This window comes from Neobacillus niacini (genome assembly GCF_046591715.1).
GTDB lineage: Bacteria > Bacillota > Bacilli > Bacillales > Cytobacillaceae > Neobacillus > Neobacillus niacini_L.
This window is the reverse complement of the sequence record NZ_JAWVNQ010000010.1, coordinates 99,492-117,978: the sequence shown is the minus strand read 5'-3', so window position 1 is coordinate 117,978 and position 18,487 is coordinate 99,492. Positions and strand designations below refer to the sequence as shown.

Below are 18,487 nucleotides of genomic sequence, written 5' to 3'. Positions count from 1 at the left end.
TACTAGACTGTTGATTTCCACTCCAGGCACTTCGCTTTCCGCAGGCGGTTCGGGAAGCCTCCTCGACGCTAAAGCGTCTGCGGGGTCTCCCCTGTCCCGTCCTCCTGCAGGAGTCTTCGTGCCTTCCGCTCCAATCAACAGGTGCTAAACACAAAAATTATTTCAATACTGCTCTTTTTGAATGGTTATCCCCTTTTCACTTCTTCCTTTAGTGATTCAAGGTATTGTGCGAATGGGATTGTTTCTGATTTTTGTTCACCGTATTTGCGGACGTTTACAGCATTTTCTTCTACTTCTTTGTCGCCGACAACGAGCATATATGGAATTTTTTGCATTTGGGCTTCACGGATTTTGTAGCCGATTTTCTCATTTCGGCCGTCTAATTCAACGCGGAAGCCTTCATTTTGCAATTGTTCCTGTACCTGTTTAGCAAAATCATAGTGTGCCTCTGGTGAAACAGGAATCACTTGTACCTGAACAGGAGCTAACCAAGTTGGGAAGGCACCTTTATATTCTTCAATTAAGAAGGCAACAAAGCGTTCCATTGTTGATACCACTCCGCGGTGGATTACGACTGGGCGGTGCTGCTTGCCGTCTTCGCCAACATAAGTAAGATCAAATCTTTCAGGCAGTAAGAAATCTAACTGAACTGTAGAAAGAGTTTCCTCTTTACCTAAAGCTGTTTTTACTTGAACATCAAGTTTAGGACCGTAGAAGGCAGCTTCACCCTCTGCTTCATAATAATCAAGACCAAGGTCATCCATCGCTTCCTTCAGCATGCCTTGCGCTTTTTCCCACATCGCATCATCATCAAAATACTTTTCAGTATCTTGAGGATCGCGGTAGGAAAGACGGAAGGAATAGTCATTAATGTTAAAGTCTTTATAAACTGCTAAAACAAGATTAACAACTCGTTTAAATTCGTCTTTAATTTGGTCCGGACGAACAAAAATATGAGCATCATTTAAAGTCATTCCCCGAACACGCTGAAGTCCTGATAAAGCTCCTGACATTTCGTAACGGTGCATTGTTCCGAGTTCAGCTATCCGAATAGGCAGTTCACGGTAGCTGTGAATTGCATTTTTGTAAACCATCATATGATGCGGGCAGTTCATTGGACGAAGAACCAATTGCTCGTTATCCATATCCATTACCGGGAACATATCCTCCTGGTAATGATCCCAGTGACCGGATGTTTTGTATAAATCCACGCTTCCCATAATTGGAGTATAGACATGGTTATAACCGAGACGCTGTTCTTTATCAACAATGTACCGTTCAACAACCCGGCGGATTGTTGCACCTTTTGGAAGCCATAACGGCAAACCTTGACCCACTAATTGTGAACTTGTAAACAGGTTCAATTCTTTACCAATCTTGCGGTGATCCCGCTCTTTCGCTTCTTCTAATAAACGAAGATGCTCTTTTAAATCTTCTTTCTTGAAGAACGCAGTTCCGTAAATACGCTGCAGCATTTTGTTCTTGCTGTCTCCACGCCAGTAAGCTCCGGCAATGCTCAACAATTTAAATTCTTTTATTTTCCCTGTTGAAGGTACATGAACACCACGGCAAAGGTCAGCGAAATCACCTTGCTCATAAATTGTCACAGTCTCATCATCAGGAATAGCTTCAATTAATTCAAGCTTGTATGGGTCACCTTCAGCTTTAAAGTGCTGAATCGCATCCGCACGACTTACTTCTTTACGAACGATTTCAATATTTTCATTAACGATTTTAGCCATTTCTTTTTCAATCTTCGGAAGGTCTTCTGGAGTAATCGATTCTTCAAGGTCGATATCATAATAAAAACCGCCCTCGATAACTGGACCAACACCAAGGTTTACTTCTTTTCCGTACAGCCTTTTAATCGCTTGTGCCATTAAGTGAGCTGTACTATGACGCAAAATTTCTAAAGCTTCCTTTGACTCAGGTACAACGATTTCTATTGAACCGTCTTCTTCAATCGGACGGCGAAGATCAAATAATTGACCATTCCATTTCCCGGCAATGGCTTTTTTCTTCAGTCCCGGGGAGATGGAAGCGGCAATATCTTCCGTTGTTGTTCCACGAGAGAACTCCTTCACTGCTCCATCTGGAAACGAAATCTTAACAACGTCTGACATGGTAACTCCTCCTTTTAATAATGAGCGCCTTTTACTAAAGGCTGCTTTTTAAAACTGTGTTAAACTAGGCTGTTGATTTCACTGTGTTGAAAAAATAAGCGGAGAAATTCCGGCTAAATTGAAAAATGGCCCTATTTCATTGAAAATAAGCGGAGTTTTTCCGGTTATCTTATCCAAATCATTGAATTTTGGCCTTTTTAGGGCAGTTAACCGGAATATCTCCGCTTATAACTGCTCCAAAAGCTTCCTCTACATACATTAGCCGGAAATGCTCCGCCTATTAATTCCATACCAAATCAACTATGAAAACTAACAGACCTAAAAATAAAAAAACCCGTCCCTAAGAATAGGGACGAGTTTGTTAAACACGTGGTTCCACCCAGATTTTCATTTTTAAAATTAACTTAAAAATGACTTTAGGACAGGGTAACGGGCTGTTTCCCGTCAGTCGATTACTCACTTCTTTAGAAGCGTTCACCGCTGAAGTTTAAAGGTGGTAAGCATTCAATCCGTGCTAGGAGGCTTTCAGCCTGCGTCCTCCCTCTCTGGTAACCGTGAAAAAATACTGTTGTCCTTATCATTACTTTTGTACTTGATATATTAACTATGTACGTTATTATAATGATTCTATTTTGAAAAATCAATACACCAAGCACACAATTTCCACGATATTTTTCAAGCACCGGTTTCATTTGCACTGTTTTCCTGTTGAAGCCATTCCATTGCAACCCGTAATCCCTTGAATGGCTTGATTGTAACTCTTTCTTCAAAAATGTTTTTAATGGTCCTGACAAGAGGCTCCTCTGGATTTTTCGTATAGAGCAGTATGTTTCTAGGTGCAATTGATAATAAAGGTGCAATCGAAGCAGAATCTACATAGACTGGATGATTAAACAGAAGCTTCCTGTCTATCATCCTTATCAGCTCTCCTCTTTTTATCTCTTTAAATTTGTCATCATAAAATGTAACTTCCTCATCGAAAAGAAGATGCAGCGTGTCCATTTTTGGCTCTCGTCCGGTTAAGAATTCCCTTAATGTTTGGATAAACATCTGATATTCCTGTTCCATTTTATATTCATCGATCGATATTTCCACATAGCTCTCCAATACTTTTAAATATGGACGCAATCGAAATTTAAGAAAGGAATCGAACGAAAAAGAAACATGTTCCTGAAAGATTTCCTCCACCGCTTCTCTAATGTTTGATTCTTCTCCATTTTCCTTAATTAATACAGACAGGTCTTCACGCTGGCCTTCTAGAACAGAATAAATAATCTCCATGATATGCTGCTGTTCTTCAGGGTCCTCGAAAAAATATTGATCCTGTAAAATAGCTCTAAACCAATCATCACGCTTAATTTTCACAATGAAATTGTAAAACGCATGTTTAACCTTTTCTAGATTTACCTTTCTTTCCGACACCTTTACTATATATCGATCTTCTAAAAGAAGAATATCTTGATCATTTGGATTAAATCGTAAGCACTTCAGCAAGTGCTCATAAAACCTCTTCGCATCCATCCTGCTTCGGAAGATGATTTCAGCCAACCAAATCCCCCCTCTCACCCATACTCTGTTTTACTATTTATATGGGGGACTTGGCCAAAATAGAAGTTAAGACATCCGAGTTACACCTATATTGTTAAAAAAAATAAAAGGATTACCGAATTGATCTCGGTAATCCTAAATATATTCCCATTAATCGCGCCGATTAGGTCCTTCAACCAGTACCGGTTCACTTAAACTTCGGATTCTTTCCATGATTCTACGTGCTTTCATCTTTTCCTCTTCACCACGTTGACTGTAAGTTAAATGGTGCTCAAGGCCTTGAAAATCAAAATTTGAAGAAAAGAAAGTTGGAAGCTTTTCAAGCATTCTGAATTGGAGGATTGGTCCTAATACTTCATCCCGTGTCCAGCTAGAAACGGCTTCCGCACCAATATCATCAAGCATAAGGATTTGTTCTTTTTTAAGAGCTTCGATTTTTTCATTTAAGGAATTATCACCAATGGCACTTTTCATTTCGCGCAGAAGCTCTGGCACGTAAACAATCATGGATGAGATTTGCTTTTTAGCAAGCTCGTTAGCAATGGCTCCTAACAAATAGGATTTCCCCACTCCAAACTTTCCATAGAGATATAGACCCTTTGGCTTTAGACCTGCTTCGTAATTCATTAAAAAGGTTGCTGCCTTGTCTCCTGCATCTAACCGGCCCTCGTCACCTTCAAAGTCCTCAAACGTCGCTTCTAATATGTCTCTAGGGACATATAGACTTTTAATCAGCTTTTGATTTTTCTTTTGTTCATCAAAAACCACTTTTCGCGGGCACCGCTTATATACGACATCTATCGTATTTCGCACCAGTACCAAGTCTGGATGATACCCTTTCATGAAGTTAATACAGCCCTCTAAACTCTCGCAACGATTACATTCTTTGCTTTGCTGTGTATACTCATAAAGCTTACTCATGCTTTTTTCAACGGCTGTTTGATTAAGCTCATTTTGGTGTTCTGTTAAAAAGGCATGAATATCCGGGTGATTAAGAACCTGCTTCCGCTGCTCTTCATAGCGTTTCTGAAAGTTTTCATTTGAGGCTAAACGCTTTAGTGTCCGATTAATTTTTTCCATTACTTTCACCCCCTATTTACGAAAGGCTTTTAGCTTTTCTTCTATTGCCCGTTTTCTTGCTTCAAGTTCTGTGTTATTTTCTTTTGCCGGCTCTTTCACACTTTCTTTTCCGCTTTCGTCAAACCAATCAGGTAATACTTCGGTCCGAATCGGTTTTTGTTTCGTAGATTTCCCTGTCTTTTTACTATCTTTGAAGCTTCGTTCTTCTTTTCTTGCCGCCTCCATTGCTTCCTTAACGGTCTTAATTTTCAGCCGAGCCCAATGGCTTGCAATCGATTCAACAAAGTTCTTTGTAAATTTCATATCTGTTTTTCGTAAGGTTACCTCGATCAATACATTCACAACACCAGGCGGAAGTTTGTATTTTATCATAACTTCCTCTAATATTTTTAAATTTGAAACAGAAGGCTCAACCCCTCCAGAGAGTTCTTTAAAAATGACAATCGGCGGTGTGGTTTCATAATATCGGATTAATCTTTCTTCCTGCGTTTTCGGTTCTGTTAATTGGACCTGATGAACAGCAGGCTGTGTTCTATTAATTAAACTCGGAAGTTGGTCATAGTTTTCAAATTGATACCAATCTCGTGCGCCTTTTCTTAGGTCCTCGATATCAATTTCGTCCTTTTCATTAATAGCCCCTAAAATAAAGTTTTTCATCTCAATAGGGCTGATCCCATATAGAAAGGCAAGATTACTAATTACCTCTTTTACTTTTTTGGTGAGTGACTTCTGAGGGACCAGGGATTCATTCAGACCCGCCATTAACAAATCAAAGTCAAACGAACTGGTATCAATTTGAATCGGTTTTTGATCGTGCCTGCCAATAAATGTTTGAGAAGGCTCCGCCTCCAAATCCTCAGCATGCTCCTGCATATACTGAAGACTGCCAGGCGCCGCGGAAGCAAACACATCCTGAAACGCCCTAGTTACCTCCGTATAATCCTCATCCAATGGCTTTTGCTGATCACTAAAAAACCGTTTTAACCTTAGAAAATGGGTTTTCCCAATTTTACGATATAAATAAATATTTAACATTCCGTCTAGAAAGAACTGCTCTGGATTTAACGGTGGATGAAGTTCATAAATAAAGGACCGTCCACTTTCATCACTTTTCACATAGGTTTTTAATAAGCCAATTCCTTCAAGGTTCAACCTTGCTTCGTATATATCCTTTAAATTGACACTTAACAAATTCATCAATAAATGATGGGTGGAGGATTCTGACCACAGTCTATTCTCTTCAAGCTCAGCCCAGAGTGTCATATATAAGCTTAAACATGTTGAACCGATTAAGGGCTGATACAAAAAAGTCAACACTTTGCGATCATATTCATGCAGCAATCCATTTGACGTAACAAGATAACGGTCAATCGGAATTAATTCCTGCCAATGCTGCGCCATTTCATTCACCCTTTATAAAAAGTAATAAAGAGCCAAAGACCTCTTTAGCTCCTTAGGATTTCTCCTTGTTTATCAATTCCTTTAATTCTTGAATAAAAACGTTTATGTCTTTAAATTGACGGTATACAGATGCAAAGCGCACATAGGCCACTTCATCCACATGTGCAAGCCTGTCCATCACCATTTCGCCAATCAATTCACTCTTAATTTCTGAGATTCCCTGACTGCGCAGTTCCTTTTCTACCCCTTGAGTGATATCCTCTAATTCTTTTAAAGCAACGGGGCGTTTTTCACAAGCTTTAATCAAGCCGCGTAAAATTTTATCACGGCTGAATTCTTCCCTTGTACCTTCCTTTTTGACGACAATAAGTGGAATTTCTTCGATTTTCTCAAAGGTCGTAAAACGATATCCACATTCCTCACACTCTCGCCTTCTTCGGGTTGCGCGACCCTCATCTACCGGCCGGGAATCAAGCACACGTGTACCATAATTTTGACATGAAGGGCACTTCATTTGATCAACTCCCAAATCATTCACTACATAAGTATAATATCTATTATTTATCTTATTAGAAAGAAAACGGTAACACAAGAAGTATTATGAGCTTTTTCCAATTCTAACAAGAGTATGTAATTTGTTCATTTTCTCGTAGTAAGAAATGAGCCTTTTTCTCAAAATAGGATACAGGCCAATTGGTGAAAACTTTTCGGAGGAGATATTAAAGTCTACAGCCGTTTCCATACCTCTAACCGTTACCACTGTTACGATTAGAAAACAAGGGATCGGTTTATTGATTTCTACAGCAATTTCACCATGATCCTTTGAAACTGTCACGACCCTGCAATCTGCATCCTGCCTAAATAGCTCTTCAACTGAATTAAACATCTGGTTAAAAGAGGCTTTATAATAATGAGTGTTAAGTGAGCTATCTTTCTGATGATCAGATGTTTCAATTTGTTTGCTAAAACGAATAAAAAAATTGCGAATAAAAGACATATGTACCCTCCAAAAAATATACTTTTTCTCTTAGTTTACATTACTTTAGAGAAAAAATAAAAAGAGGTGTACTAAAATACACCTCTCACTGTTAATATTTTATAAAATTAAAGAGCTTTTGCCTGTTTTACATGAACAGGACCCATACCACGTGGAATTTCAATATTTTCACGTGTTTGTGCATTCAAGCTTTGAGCAATATAATCCGCTGCAACATTTGGATCTAAATCGCCGCATGTATACACATCGATACTTGCATAGCCGTGCTCAGGGAAGCTGTGGATCGTTAAGTGCGATTCAGAAATAATTACAACACCGCTTACGCCTTGTGGTGCAAATTTATGAAATGCTACCTCACGAATTTCCGCACCAGATTTAAGAGCTGCTTCGACAAAAGTTTGTTCAATAAAATTCATATCATTCAATTTTTCAAAGTCGCATCCCCATAATTCAGAGATCACGTGACGTCCCATTGTTTCCATATTCATTTTTCCCCCTCTAAACATTTTCGTTTCATTCTTGAAATCCTTATATTGACGGTACTCAAGTAATTACCACGGGGGAAAGTTAGTCCAGAGAGGTCCTAACCCTTTAAGTAATTAATCGCTACCTAATTTCAAGAAGTTCACGATGACTAGTATACTAAGTTTATATTTTTTTTGCAACCTATCAATCTAAATTTTTTTACAACTTTTTAGTAACTCTGTCTAAAGGGCTTATCTCCTCAAAAAAAAAAACCAAATTTCAAACTATCATATGCAGGAATAATCGAAAAAGCTACAAAAAAAATGCTGTCAACTGACAGCATTTTTATGTTTAACCGACCTTTACTGAATTTGAATTTGCCATTAGGTGTGCGACATATAAAGTAAGATCAACAACACGGGAAGAATAGCCCCATTCGTTATCATACCAAGCCAGCACTTTCACTTTTCTTGTACCCATGACCATTGTGGATAATCCATCAATGATGGCCGAGTATGGATTTGTATTAAAATCAACCGATACAAGCGGTTCCATCGTAAAGTCTATGATACCTTTTAATGGTCCATTTTTTGCTTCTAAAAAGGCCTGATTGATATCATCCACTGTAACATCTTCTTTCAAATCTACTACTAAATCTACTAGTGAAACATTTGGTGTAGGCACGCGAAGTGACATTCCATGCAGCTTCCCTTTTAGCTGAGGTAATACAAGCGATAACGCTTTAGCCGCTCCAGTAGTAGTTGGAATGATGGATTGTCCACATGCTCTAGCTCTCCGTAAATCTTTATGCGGGTTATCAATGTTCCGCTGATCATTTGTATAGGAATGAATTGTCGTCATCAAACCATTTTCAATTCCAAACTTTTCATCGAGCACCTTCGCAACCGGCGCTAAACAGTTTGTTGTACATGATGCGTTTGAAATCACATCATGTTGAGTGATATCAAGCTTATCTTCGTTTACTCCCATCACAACTGTAATATCCTCGTCCTTACCAGGCGCAGTAATGATGACCTTTTTTGCTCCGGCATCCAGGTGCAGACTGGCCTTGTCACGTGAGTTGAATTTTCCGGTCGCTTCAATAACCACATCAATATTTAACTCTTTCCATGGAAGCTGCTCTGGATTTCGATTGTTTAATAGCTTCACTCTCTTACCATTAACAATTAACTCTTCGTCTAATGCTATGATATCCCCTTGAAATGGTCCATGAACCGTATCATATTTCACTAAATGAGCTAATGTTTCTGCTGGATAGCTCGCATTTATAGCAATAATATCAAGCGTATTTTCAAGGATCGCCTTTCTAAAAACCATCCTTCCAATTCTCCCAAAACCATTAATTGCAATTCTCGCCTTCATTGTACGGCCCCTTCCGTATTATGTTATACTTATTAACTTATTTGATGTAATTAGTATAACATATTTATTTTAATATGTGATATATAAAGTGCGGATTTTTTAAAATGTTTTATCATATAGCTCATTTGTAATAAAACATCCATGTTTTTTGGCAGGGAATTAGGATAAAATTTAAGCTAAGAAGGGAAGTGGACAATGTTTAAAAAGACTCGGCCTATACCGCTTGAATTAGTTATTTTGCGAATTATGAGCGACAGAAAAAATTTGTCTGATAAAGAAAAACTGCAGCTTTCAAATTTAGAAAAGGGTTATGAAGGCGAAGTGATGTTTGACTCATTAATACAAGACTTAGATACCTTGGTGATTAATGATTTACTGCTTGAAATGGGAGACACACTATTCCAGATTGATACTTTAATTATCTTTAACGAAAGAGTCTACCTTATTGATGTGAAATATTATGAAGGAGAATATTGTTATGACGCCGGCATCTTCAAAACTATAACCGGTATTGAGAGGAAGGATCCTATGCTTCAGTTGAATAGATGCCATTCCTCACTTCGACAATTACTCCAAAAATATGGATTTAATTATCCCATTGATGCGTTTCTTGTTTTTGTTAACCCCGACTTTACCTTATTTCAGCCAACACAAAACCCACAAATCATCTTACCTACACAAGTTAATTCCTTTATTAAAAAACTAAATAAGAAGGTGTCCAAACTTAATGACAAGCATGAAAAGTTAGCTGACCTTTTGGTTACTCTACATAAAACGGAAAATCCTTATGTACGGCTGCCCGCCTATAGTTATGAAATGCTGCAGAAGGGAATGAAATGCGGAGCCTGCCGGTCTTTTGCGGTTTCTGTCTCTCGAACAATAATAACTTGTGAGAGTTGCGGTTGTGAGGAACGAGTGGAAGCAGCGGTACTACGGAGTGTTGAGGAGCTGGGGATATTGTTTCCTGGTATCCGAATAACGACTAATCTTGTTCATGATTGGTGTAAGGTGATTGCATCAACTAAAACTATTAGGAGGATTCTTAAGAAGAACTTTAAGGCAATTGGAAAGACTAAAGAAAGCTATTATGAATAGGTGGTTATAAGGTAACTTCGGTAACAATCTCATGATTGTTACCCAAGTTTGTTTTTGTATTCTCTTTCGGGCACAATCCCGGCTTGATTGTTACCGAAACTCCGCTCTCGACTCTCTTTCGGGCACAATCCCTGCTTGATTGTTACCGAAACTCCATTCTGGCTTCTCCCTCGGGCACAATCCCAGCTCGATTGTTACCGAAACTCCACTCCGGCCTCTTCTTCGGGCACAATCCCGGCTTGATTGTTACCGAAACTCCACTCCGGCTTCTCCTTCGGGCACAATCCCAGCTCGATTGTTACCGAAACTCCACTCCGGCTTCTCCTTCGGGCACAATCCCAGCTCGATTGTTACCGAACCTCCATTCTGGCTTCTCCTTCGGGCACAATCCCAGCTTGATTGTTACCGAAAGTCCATTCTGGCTTCTCCTTCGGGCACAATCCCAGCTCGATTGTTACCGAACCTCCACTCCGGCTTCTCTTTCGGGCACAATCCCGGCTTGATTGTTACCGAAAGTCCACTCTAGCTTCTCTTTCGGGCACAATCCCAGCTTGATTGTTACCGAAACTCCATTCTGGCTTCTCCTTCGGGCACAATCCCAGCTCGATTGTTACCGAATCTCCACTCCGGCCTCTCTTTCGGGTACAATCCCAGCTCGATTGTTACCGAATCTCCACTCCGGCCTCTCTTTCGGGCACAATCCCAGCTCGATTGTTACCGAAACTCCATTCTGGCTTCTCCTTCGGGCACAATCCCGGCTCGATTGTTACCGAACCTCTGCTCCTGCTTCTCCTCCGGGCACAATCCCAGCTCGATTGTTACCGAAACTCCACTCTGGCTTCTACTTCGGGCACAATCCCACAGCTTGATTGTTACCGAAACTCCATTCCTGCTTCTCTATCGGGCACAATCACGCTTTTTCTATTAATAATTACAAAAAAAAGAAGGGCTAACCCCTTCTCCGCGTAAAGTGTATCATTAAATTGTAATCCCCCACCCCTGTAAAATCCCAATTAGCTGATTTTGGGATTCTGCAATCGTGCCATTGTTGTTAATAACGGCGTCGGCTAATGGTATTTTATCTGAAAGGGGCATTTGTGATTTTATTCTTGCTTCTGCTTCTTCCACTGATAGATCGTTACGTTCCATCAGTCTTTTCAGCTGGATGTCTCTATCGACATAGACAAGGATCGTTTTTTCGACCATGTGTGTGAGTTTACTTTCAAACAGCAGCGGAATATCGAGGATAATCACTGGTTCCCCTCTTAATTTAGCTGCTTCTACTTGATGATTCATCCTTCTTCTTACTTCAGGATGGACGATGCCATTTAAGAGCTGTCGTTTTTCAGCGTTGTGAAAAATAATCGAACCCAGCTTCTGCCGGTCAATCTCTCCGCCAGGCTGGACAATCTCATCTCCGAATTCGGCAATGATCTTTAGATAAGCGGGTTCACCTTTATCCACAGCAAGGCGGGCTTCTACGTCTGCATCAATGACAGGAATGGTCAATTCTTTTAACATATTTGAAACTGTACTTTTTCCACTGGCTATTCCGCCTGTTAATCCGATTACTAGTGACATCCTCTTTTCCTTTCCAAGCTCATAATTTCAAAATACCAATAATAATTAATAAAATCCCTGGTAAAAAGGCAAACTTTTGGACCAAATTAATTTTGTGAAATAAAGCACCGCTTTTTATTCCTAACAGCAGGAATAAGGAACTCATAACCGCAACACTTAGTGCTAAATAAAAGGGGGAGAATCCAAGCATCGCTGCTCCAATTCCAGCACCAAAGGCGTCAATGGATAAGGCAAAGCCCAGCATAAATGCTTCGATTCCAGTAATCGTACCAGAACGGTCAAAGTCTGCTGACATTGGTTTTTTCAAAATATTTATGGCAATCCCTAACGAGCGGATTTCAAAATTAATGATCAGCTTTTCATGTTCGAGCACATCTGAATCCTTTTCTTTTTCCGGCCTGAAGAATTGATATAATACCCATGCCCCTAGAGCGATTAATATAAAACCGCCAAGGCTTGCTGTGATAGCAGGGGAGAGGATATTTTCCAGGGCATGACCGATTGACACAGCAATCATTAACGAAATGGCCGAACAGGTTGCAATAATGAGCAATGATTTAAGCGGCAGTACCATTTTTCTTAGTCCATACGTAAACCCTACGCTAAAGCTATCAAGACTGAGAGCAAAAGCCAGCAGGAGAAGTGAGAACAATTGAAACATGATGTCTAGGGCTCCTTCCGTCAATCACTACGATAGTATATGGGCGGAGCCTATCCTTTGTTATTAAATTGTTCTTTCACTTCTTTTTGCTTATAGCTTTTGACAGCTTGGACAATAATGCGTTCCACGGCCGCCTACGGTTGTTTTTTCAAGCGGGGTTCCACATTTTTTACATTCTTCCCCTTTTCGGCCGTAGGCATATAATTCAAGCTGGAACATCCCAATTTCCCCTTGAGAGTTCACATAGGAGCGAATGGTACTTCCACCTTTTTTCACTGCTTCCTCCAAGGTCTTAATAATTTCCTGATGCAAAGATGTTAATTCAGCGTCACTCAAAGAATTAGCCAGCCTTTCAGGATGAATCCCAGACCGAAAAAGAGCTTCATCAACATAGATGTTGCCTAGTCCGACAAAGAGTTTTTGATCTAAGAGGGCAGGCTTCAGCTTCCTGGTTGTCTTTTTCAGCTTTTCAGCTAAGTAATCCTTTGTGAACTCTTCTGAAAACGGCTCTGGGCCGAGGTCAATCAGCGGGGGTCTTTGAAATTCCTCCCCTTTTTTATAAAGGTGCATCGTTCCAAATTTACGAACATCACGGTACCGTAATTCACTGCCATCGGTAAAGTGAAAGATTACATGAGTATGTTTATCGTACGGCTCTTCCTTTGGATACAGACCGTACTTTCCCTCCATCCTTAAATGGGAAACGAGTGCGAAGGTATTGGTATAAATGATTAGAAACTTTCCTCTTCTGCCGACGTCCTCTATGGTTTCACCCTTAAGAGCGTCACTAAATTGTTCAACCTCAACGGGATTCTTAATTATTTTTGGCCAATGAACACTTATATTCTCAATTTGTTTATTCGAAACAAGTTTCTTTAATGTTTTTCTTACGGTTTCGACTTCTGGAAGCTCCGGCATACCGTCCTCCTTATTGTTGTCCAGCTGCAGCGCCTTAGGGATCAGTTTCTGCCCCACAACAGGGCGCATCCGCTTTCCTATTTCGCATCAAACCACGTTGGACCATATGAATAGTCCACCTTAAGCGGCACTTTTAATTCGAGTGCATTTTCCATAACCGAAGGAACTAATTTCTTCAGCGTTTCGATTTCCTCTTCTGGTGCTTCAAAAATGAGTTCATCGTGCACCTGGAGAAGCAGTCTTGTTTTTAAGCGATAGTCTTTTAAGGCATCGGCCATATCAATCATCGCTTTTTTGATAATGTCGGCTGCACTTCCCTGAATTGGTGTATTCATTGCTGTTCGCTCGGCAAAGCTTCTGATGTTAAAATTCCGATGTGTAATCTCTGGAATATATCTTCGTCTTTGCAGAAGGGTAGAGACATAGCCTTTTTGTTTAGCAGAATGAATGATATCGTCCATATACTCTTTTACTCCCGGATAACTGGTAAGATAGCGGTCAATAAACAAACCTGCTTCTTTTCGGGTAATTCCGAGGCTCTGTGAAAGACCATAATCACTGATTCCATAGACAATACCAAAGTTAACCGCCTTTGCCTGTCTTCTCATATTAGAGGTTACTTCATCGGCACTAACATGGAATACATCCATCGCTGTTTTTGTGTGAATATCCAGGTCATCCTTAAAGGCTTGAATCAGTTTTTCATCTCCGGCAATATCAGCCAAAACCCTAAGCTCGATTTGTGAATAATCAGCAGCAAAAATAATCCATCCTGGCTCAGAAGGCACAAAAGCTTGGCGAATTTTTCTTCCTTCCTCTAATCGAATCGGAATGTTCTGCAGGTTCGGATCAATCGAGCTTAATCTGCCTGTAGCTGTTAAAGTTTGTTGATAGCGTGTATGAACTTTGCCCGTTTTTGGATTAATCACCTTTAATAGACCTTCGATATAGGTGGACTGAAGCTTGCCTAACTGTCTGTAATGCAGAATATAGTCAATAATTTCATGATCATTTGCTAATTTCTCTAAAACATCTGCTGATGTGGAATATCCTGTTTTTGTTTTCTTAAAAGCTGGCAGGTTTAATTTTTCAAATAAAATCACACCCAATTGCTTGGTTGAGTTAATATTGAACTTTTCTCCGGCTAACTCATAGATTTTTCCTTCGATTTCAATTAGCCTGTCATAAATTTCGCCGCCCATCCTTTGCAGGCGTTCCTTGTCCACCTTTATGCCGCAGGATTCCATATCTGCTAAGATGAGCGATAATGGCATTTCCAGATCTGTAAACAATTCATATTGTTCATTTGTTTTTAATTCATCTTCTAGTTTTTCCTTTAAATCAAACATAGCCAAGCTTTTTCGAACTAGGTGCTCAGCTGTGAGTGCTGCTTCAGGTATTTTCCGCTTTGCCCCTTTGCCATAAAAAGACTCATCTGATTGGAGTTGAACCCCATACTTTTTGGCAATCGTTGAGAGGTCATCAATAGTTTCGGAAGGATTAATAATATATGAAGCCATTAAGGTATCAAAGTGAACCCCTTTTAAATGGATATCATATCTTCTTAAAGAAACCTCTGACCGCTTTGCATCATAGACAGTTTTCTTTTTTGTCTCATCTTCTGCCCATTTTTTTAAACTCTCGGATTTGACTGCCAGCTCCGTTGGGAAATAATAATTACCCTTTTCATTAACAAGTGAGAAACCGATAATATCGGCATAGTGATAGTTATCTTCGAGCATTTCAACATAAAAATAATTGTCGTCAGTAAACATATCATCGGTGATTACATCAGGCGTCACAAACTCGATATCTTCAAGTTCAAGCTGTTCATTACTCGATGTATCTCCACCCAGCTTTTCCAATAGCGAATGAAAGCCAAGATCTTTATATAAAGCTACAAGCTTTTCTCGTTCAAAGCCCTCGTAAAACGCATGTTCCACAGATACTTCTATAGGGGCCTGGCGTTCAATCGTGGCCAACTCTTTGCTCATTTTTGCTTGGTCTTTAAATTCTTCAAGCTTTTCTTTCAACTTATTTCCCGTTACTTGATCAATCGATTCTAATAATTTCTCTAACGATGAGAATTCCTTGAGCAGTTTAATTGCTGTCTTTTCCCCGACACCTGGCACTCCTGGGATATTATCGGAAGGGTCGCCCATTAACCCCTTCATATCGATAATTTGCTCAGGTACTAAGCCATACTTTTCCATCACGTGCTGAGGTGTGTACTCCTCGATATCCGTAATTCCTTTTCGGGTAATACCTACCGTTGTATGCGGAGAGGAAAGCTGCGTTAAATCCTTATCTCCTGAAATGACCTTCACTTCATAGCCTTCTTTTTCCGCATTTAATGAGAGAGTACCTATAATATCATCGGCCTCATAATTTTCAAGCTCATAGCGTTTTATCCCGTATACATCCAGCAGCTCACGAATATATGGGAATTGTTCGGATAATTCTGGAGGTGTTTTTTGTCTGCCTCCCTTATATTCACCAAAAGTCTTATGCCTGAATGTTGTTTTTCCTGCATCAAAAGCTACAAGTATATGGGTTGGCTTTTCGTCTTCCATAATCTTGTTAAGCATCATGGTAAATCCATATACAGCATTGGTGTGTATGCCTTTGTCGTTATTTAAGAGGGGCAGTGCAAAGAACGCACGGTAAGCAATACTATTCCCATCTATTAATACTAACTTCTTCTTATCCATTCATTTACCCCTTTCAGGTTAATTCATATATTTATGTAATTCGATGATAAACTCACTGCCTTCTCCTGGAGCGCTTTTCACGCTGATGTTTCCATGATGCGCTTCGACTAAATGTTTAACAATCGCTAATCCAAGGCCCGTCCCGCCAGAATCCCTGCTTCTTGCGCGGTCCACACGATAAAACCGTTCGAAGATACGAGGGATTTCCTCTTGTTTTATTCCAACACCTGTATCTTTTATATGTACTTTTACTTTTTTTTCGTAATCAAATAGGGTTACGGTCACAGAGCCTCTTGGCGGAGTATAAAGAATTGCATTGCTAATAATATTGATAAATACCTGCTTTAAGCGGTCATGGTCTCCTTGTATATATAATTCTTCCCTATTAAACTCAAGTTCTAGACGAATATCTTTTGATTTTGCTCTTTTATTCAGCATGGTTATGACTTCTTTTATGAGCTCATAAAGGTCAAACCCCTGTATGTTCAGCTTAAATTCCTGCTGCTCAATCTTTGAAAAATCGAGCAGATCCTGGATAAGTGACTGCATTCGATTGCTTTCTTTATTAATAATCGATAAAAATGCTTCAAGTGTATCTTGATTATGCATCGCACCATCAATCAACGTTTCCGAAAAGCCCTTAATGGAGGTAACAGGTGTTTTCAATTCATGAGAAACATTCGCAACAAAATCCTTTCTCATTTGTTCAAGCTTTTTAATTTCCGTAATGTCATGGAAAACCAAAAGAACACCTTTCCAAGCATTATTAATCCCGATAATCGGAATTCCATAAACATCAAAGTATCTTCTCTCGATCCTCAATGGAAGAAGGAGATGTTTCCTTACTTTTTGTTCTGTACGGAAAACTTCCGCTATCACAGAACAGATTTCATCCTGCTGTATGACTTCATAATATAATTTGTTCAGGTAATTCTCTGTTTTCACATGAAAGATTTCTACGTATCCCTTATTTACTAAATTGATAAAACCCCTGCTATCAATTAATAATAGTCCCGCACCCATATTTTCAATCAAGGCACTTAAACGATCTTGCTGTATTTCTTGAGCTTTACTCATTTCTTGTAGGTTTTGGGCCAATATGTTTATGGAAGAGGTTAACTTACTCGTTTCATTTAATTCGTTACTTTCGATCCTTGCGCGATAATTGCTATTGGCCAACTCAATAGCAACATTCGTTGCTGCTTCTATAGGCTTCATGTATCTCGCTGTTATCCTATAGCCAATATATATAAAGACAATCAGCACAATCACAACACTAATGGATAGAATCCACCAAATTTGACTGTAAGCTTTTTTAAGCTCACTCGTTTTTGTGATGACGAACAGGTAGCCTTCTTCCTCACCAGCATGTAAAATAGGCTTCCATGAGTAATGCAGGTCATAATCTTTATGCTCAACCAGCTTCGTTTCATTAGTTGGTTTTTCTTTTATCACTTCATTAATATTTTCTTTTAATCCGTTAATATTGGATGTCGCCGTTTGACCGCTGTCAAAAAGGAGTACTCCTTTGGTATCTGTAATGGCAAGTCTGACATTGAGGATTTTACTTATTTTCATAACTTCCTCTTGGTCTATTGCCTGTACACCGCCATTATTTTCAATATACATACTTAAGAGATTGCTTTCTTTATTTAAGCGTTCATTATATGTATCCAGGTAGTTACTTTTAAAAAGCTGGCCTAACAAAATTTCCAGACCAATTAAGCCAATAATGATTAGCGTTATTAGGGCAATTAGAAGTTTTGTGTGGAATTTGTTCATTCTAACTTCGGCTCCTCAAGTTTATAGCCTAGACCTCGTACGGTTTTAATGTAAACTGGTTTCTTCGTATCCTGTTCAATTTTTTCACGCAGATGTGATATATGAACATCTACAATACGAGTATCGCCAGCAAATTCATAATTCCATACAGCGCTTAATAATTGATCCCGCGTTAATACCCGATTTTTGTTTTGAGCTAAATAATGCAGCAGTTCGTATTCCTTTAACGTTAGTTCTAATTGCTGATTATTAAAATAAGCTTCATACTTGTCAGGGAAGATTTGAAGGTTGCCAATAATAATCGTCGAGCCATCGCTTTGCTCTACTTCAAAACTATTAGGCTGCATTTGAGCTCTTCTAAGAATTGCCTTTACCCTGGCAACCACTTCTCTTGGACTAAATGGCTTGATCATATAATCATCAGCACCCAGCTCGAGGCCTAGTATTTTATCAAACTCATCATCCTTTGCTGTTAACATAAGAATAGGAGTCATGATCTTCTGCTGACGGAGCTCTTTGCATACTTCGATTCCGTCCATGTTCGGAAGCATCAAATCTAATACGATAATATCTGGTGCCATGCTTTCAGCTAATTGTTTGCCCGTTAATCCATCCATTGCGGTGATAACCTCATAACCCGCCTGTTCCAAATTATATTGAAGCAATGTTACGATTGACTGTTCATCGTCTACAACCAGTACCTTATTCTTCATAAATACCTCCGAAAGTTATCTAGTTTTCC

15 protein-coding genes are annotated in these 18,487 nt (G+C 39.5%); 1 reads left to right on the top strand and 14 read right to left on the bottom strand.

Annotated elements, in window-relative coordinates:
- Positions 1 to 185: 185 nt before the first annotated feature.
- The 8 genes from thrS to SFC47_RS20175 form a co-directional block, all read right to left on the bottom strand.
- Entirely contained in the window at positions 186 to 2,123 is a 1,938-nt protein-coding gene (gene thrS / locus SFC47_RS20210) for a threonine--tRNA ligase (RefSeq protein ID WP_411256242.1), read from the bottom strand.
- Between the two features lie 675 nt (positions 2,124 to 2,798).
- A complete protein-coding gene (gene ytxC, locus SFC47_RS20205) occupies positions 2,799 to 3,671 on the bottom strand; it encodes a putative sporulation protein YtxC (protein ID WP_411256241.1) in 873 nt (290 codons plus the stop codon).
- 150 nt (positions 3,672 to 3,821) lie between these two features.
- Positions 3,822 to 4,751: a primosomal protein DnaI gene (gene dnaI, locus SFC47_RS20200; RefSeq protein WP_411256240.1), complete on the bottom strand. Its 930-nt coding sequence runs from the start codon at positions 4,749 to 4,751 to the stop codon at positions 3,822 to 3,824.
- Positions 4,752 to 4,763: 12 nt separating this feature from the next.
- Positions 4,764 to 6,152 carry a replication initiation and membrane attachment family protein gene (locus SFC47_RS20195; protein WP_411256239.1) on the bottom strand — a complete coding sequence of 463 codons (1,389 nt, stop codon included), beginning with the start codon at positions 6,150 to 6,152 and terminating at the stop codon, positions 4,764 to 4,766.
- A gap of 52 nt (positions 6,153 to 6,204) precedes the next feature.
- Positions 6,205 to 6,666, bottom strand: coding sequence for a transcriptional regulator NrdR (gene nrdR / locus SFC47_RS20190; protein ID WP_045523558.1), 462 nt, complete (start codon positions 6,664 to 6,666; stop codon positions 6,205 to 6,207).
- Between the two features lie 84 nt (positions 6,667 to 6,750).
- Positions 6,751 to 7,149 (bottom strand): hypothetical protein, encoded by a 399-nt coding sequence (locus tag SFC47_RS20185; RefSeq protein WP_411256238.1) that lies wholly within the window; start codon positions 7,147 to 7,149, stop codon positions 6,751 to 6,753.
- A gap of 107 nt (positions 7,150 to 7,256) precedes the next feature.
- Entirely contained in the window at positions 7,257 to 7,631 is a 375-nt protein-coding gene (gene speD, locus SFC47_RS20180) for an adenosylmethionine decarboxylase (RefSeq protein WP_411256286.1), read from the bottom strand.
- Positions 7,632 to 7,965: 334 nt separating this feature from the next.
- Entirely contained in the window at positions 7,966 to 8,997 is a 1,032-nt protein-coding gene (locus SFC47_RS20175; RefSeq protein WP_411256237.1) for a glyceraldehyde-3-phosphate dehydrogenase, read from the bottom strand.
- Positions 8,998 to 9,192: 195 nt separating this feature from the next.
- On the opposite strand from SFC47_RS20175, the gene SFC47_RS20170 reads away from it, so the two are divergent.
- A complete protein-coding gene (locus tag SFC47_RS20170; RefSeq protein WP_411256236.1) occupies positions 9,193 to 10,092 on the top strand; it encodes a nuclease-related domain-containing protein in 900 nt (299 codons plus the stop codon).
- Between the two features lie 978 nt (positions 10,093 to 11,070).
- Here the strand turns inward: SFC47_RS20170 and coaE are convergent.
- From coaE to SFC47_RS20140, 6 genes are all read right to left on the bottom strand, one after another.
- Entirely contained in the window at positions 11,071 to 11,673 is a 603-nt protein-coding gene (gene coaE, locus SFC47_RS20165; RefSeq protein ID WP_411256234.1) for a dephospho-CoA kinase, read from the bottom strand.
- A gap of 19 nt (positions 11,674 to 11,692) precedes the next feature.
- The gene (ytaF, locus tag SFC47_RS20160; protein ID WP_411256233.1) at positions 11,693 to 12,334 is read right to left on the bottom strand and encodes a sporulation membrane protein YtaF; all 642 of its coding nucleotides are present in this window, start codon (positions 12,332 to 12,334) and stop codon (positions 11,693 to 11,695) included.
- Positions 12,335 to 12,424: 90 nt separating this feature from the next.
- Positions 12,425 to 13,252 carry a DNA-formamidopyrimidine glycosylase gene (gene mutM, locus SFC47_RS20155; protein WP_411256284.1) on the bottom strand — a complete coding sequence of 276 codons (828 nt, stop codon included), beginning with the start codon at positions 13,250 to 13,252 and terminating at the stop codon, positions 12,425 to 12,427.
- A gap of 77 nt (positions 13,253 to 13,329) precedes the next feature.
- The gene (gene polA / locus SFC47_RS20150) at positions 13,330 to 15,963 is read right to left on the bottom strand and encodes a DNA polymerase I (protein WP_411256232.1); all 2,634 of its coding nucleotides are present in this window, start codon (positions 15,961 to 15,963) and stop codon (positions 13,330 to 13,332) included.
- Between the two features lie 18 nt (positions 15,964 to 15,981).
- A complete protein-coding gene (pnpS, locus tag SFC47_RS20145) occupies positions 15,982 to 17,745 on the bottom strand; it encodes a two-component system histidine kinase PnpS (RefSeq protein ID WP_411256231.1) in 1,764 nt (587 codons plus the stop codon).
- Positions 17,742 to 18,458: a response regulator transcription factor gene (locus SFC47_RS20140; RefSeq protein ID WP_411256230.1), complete on the bottom strand. Its 717-nt coding sequence runs from the start codon at positions 18,456 to 18,458 to the stop codon at positions 17,742 to 17,744. The genes pnpS and SFC47_RS20140 overlap by 4 nt, the downstream gene beginning before the upstream one ends.
- Positions 18,459 to 18,487 lie beyond the last annotated feature (29 nt).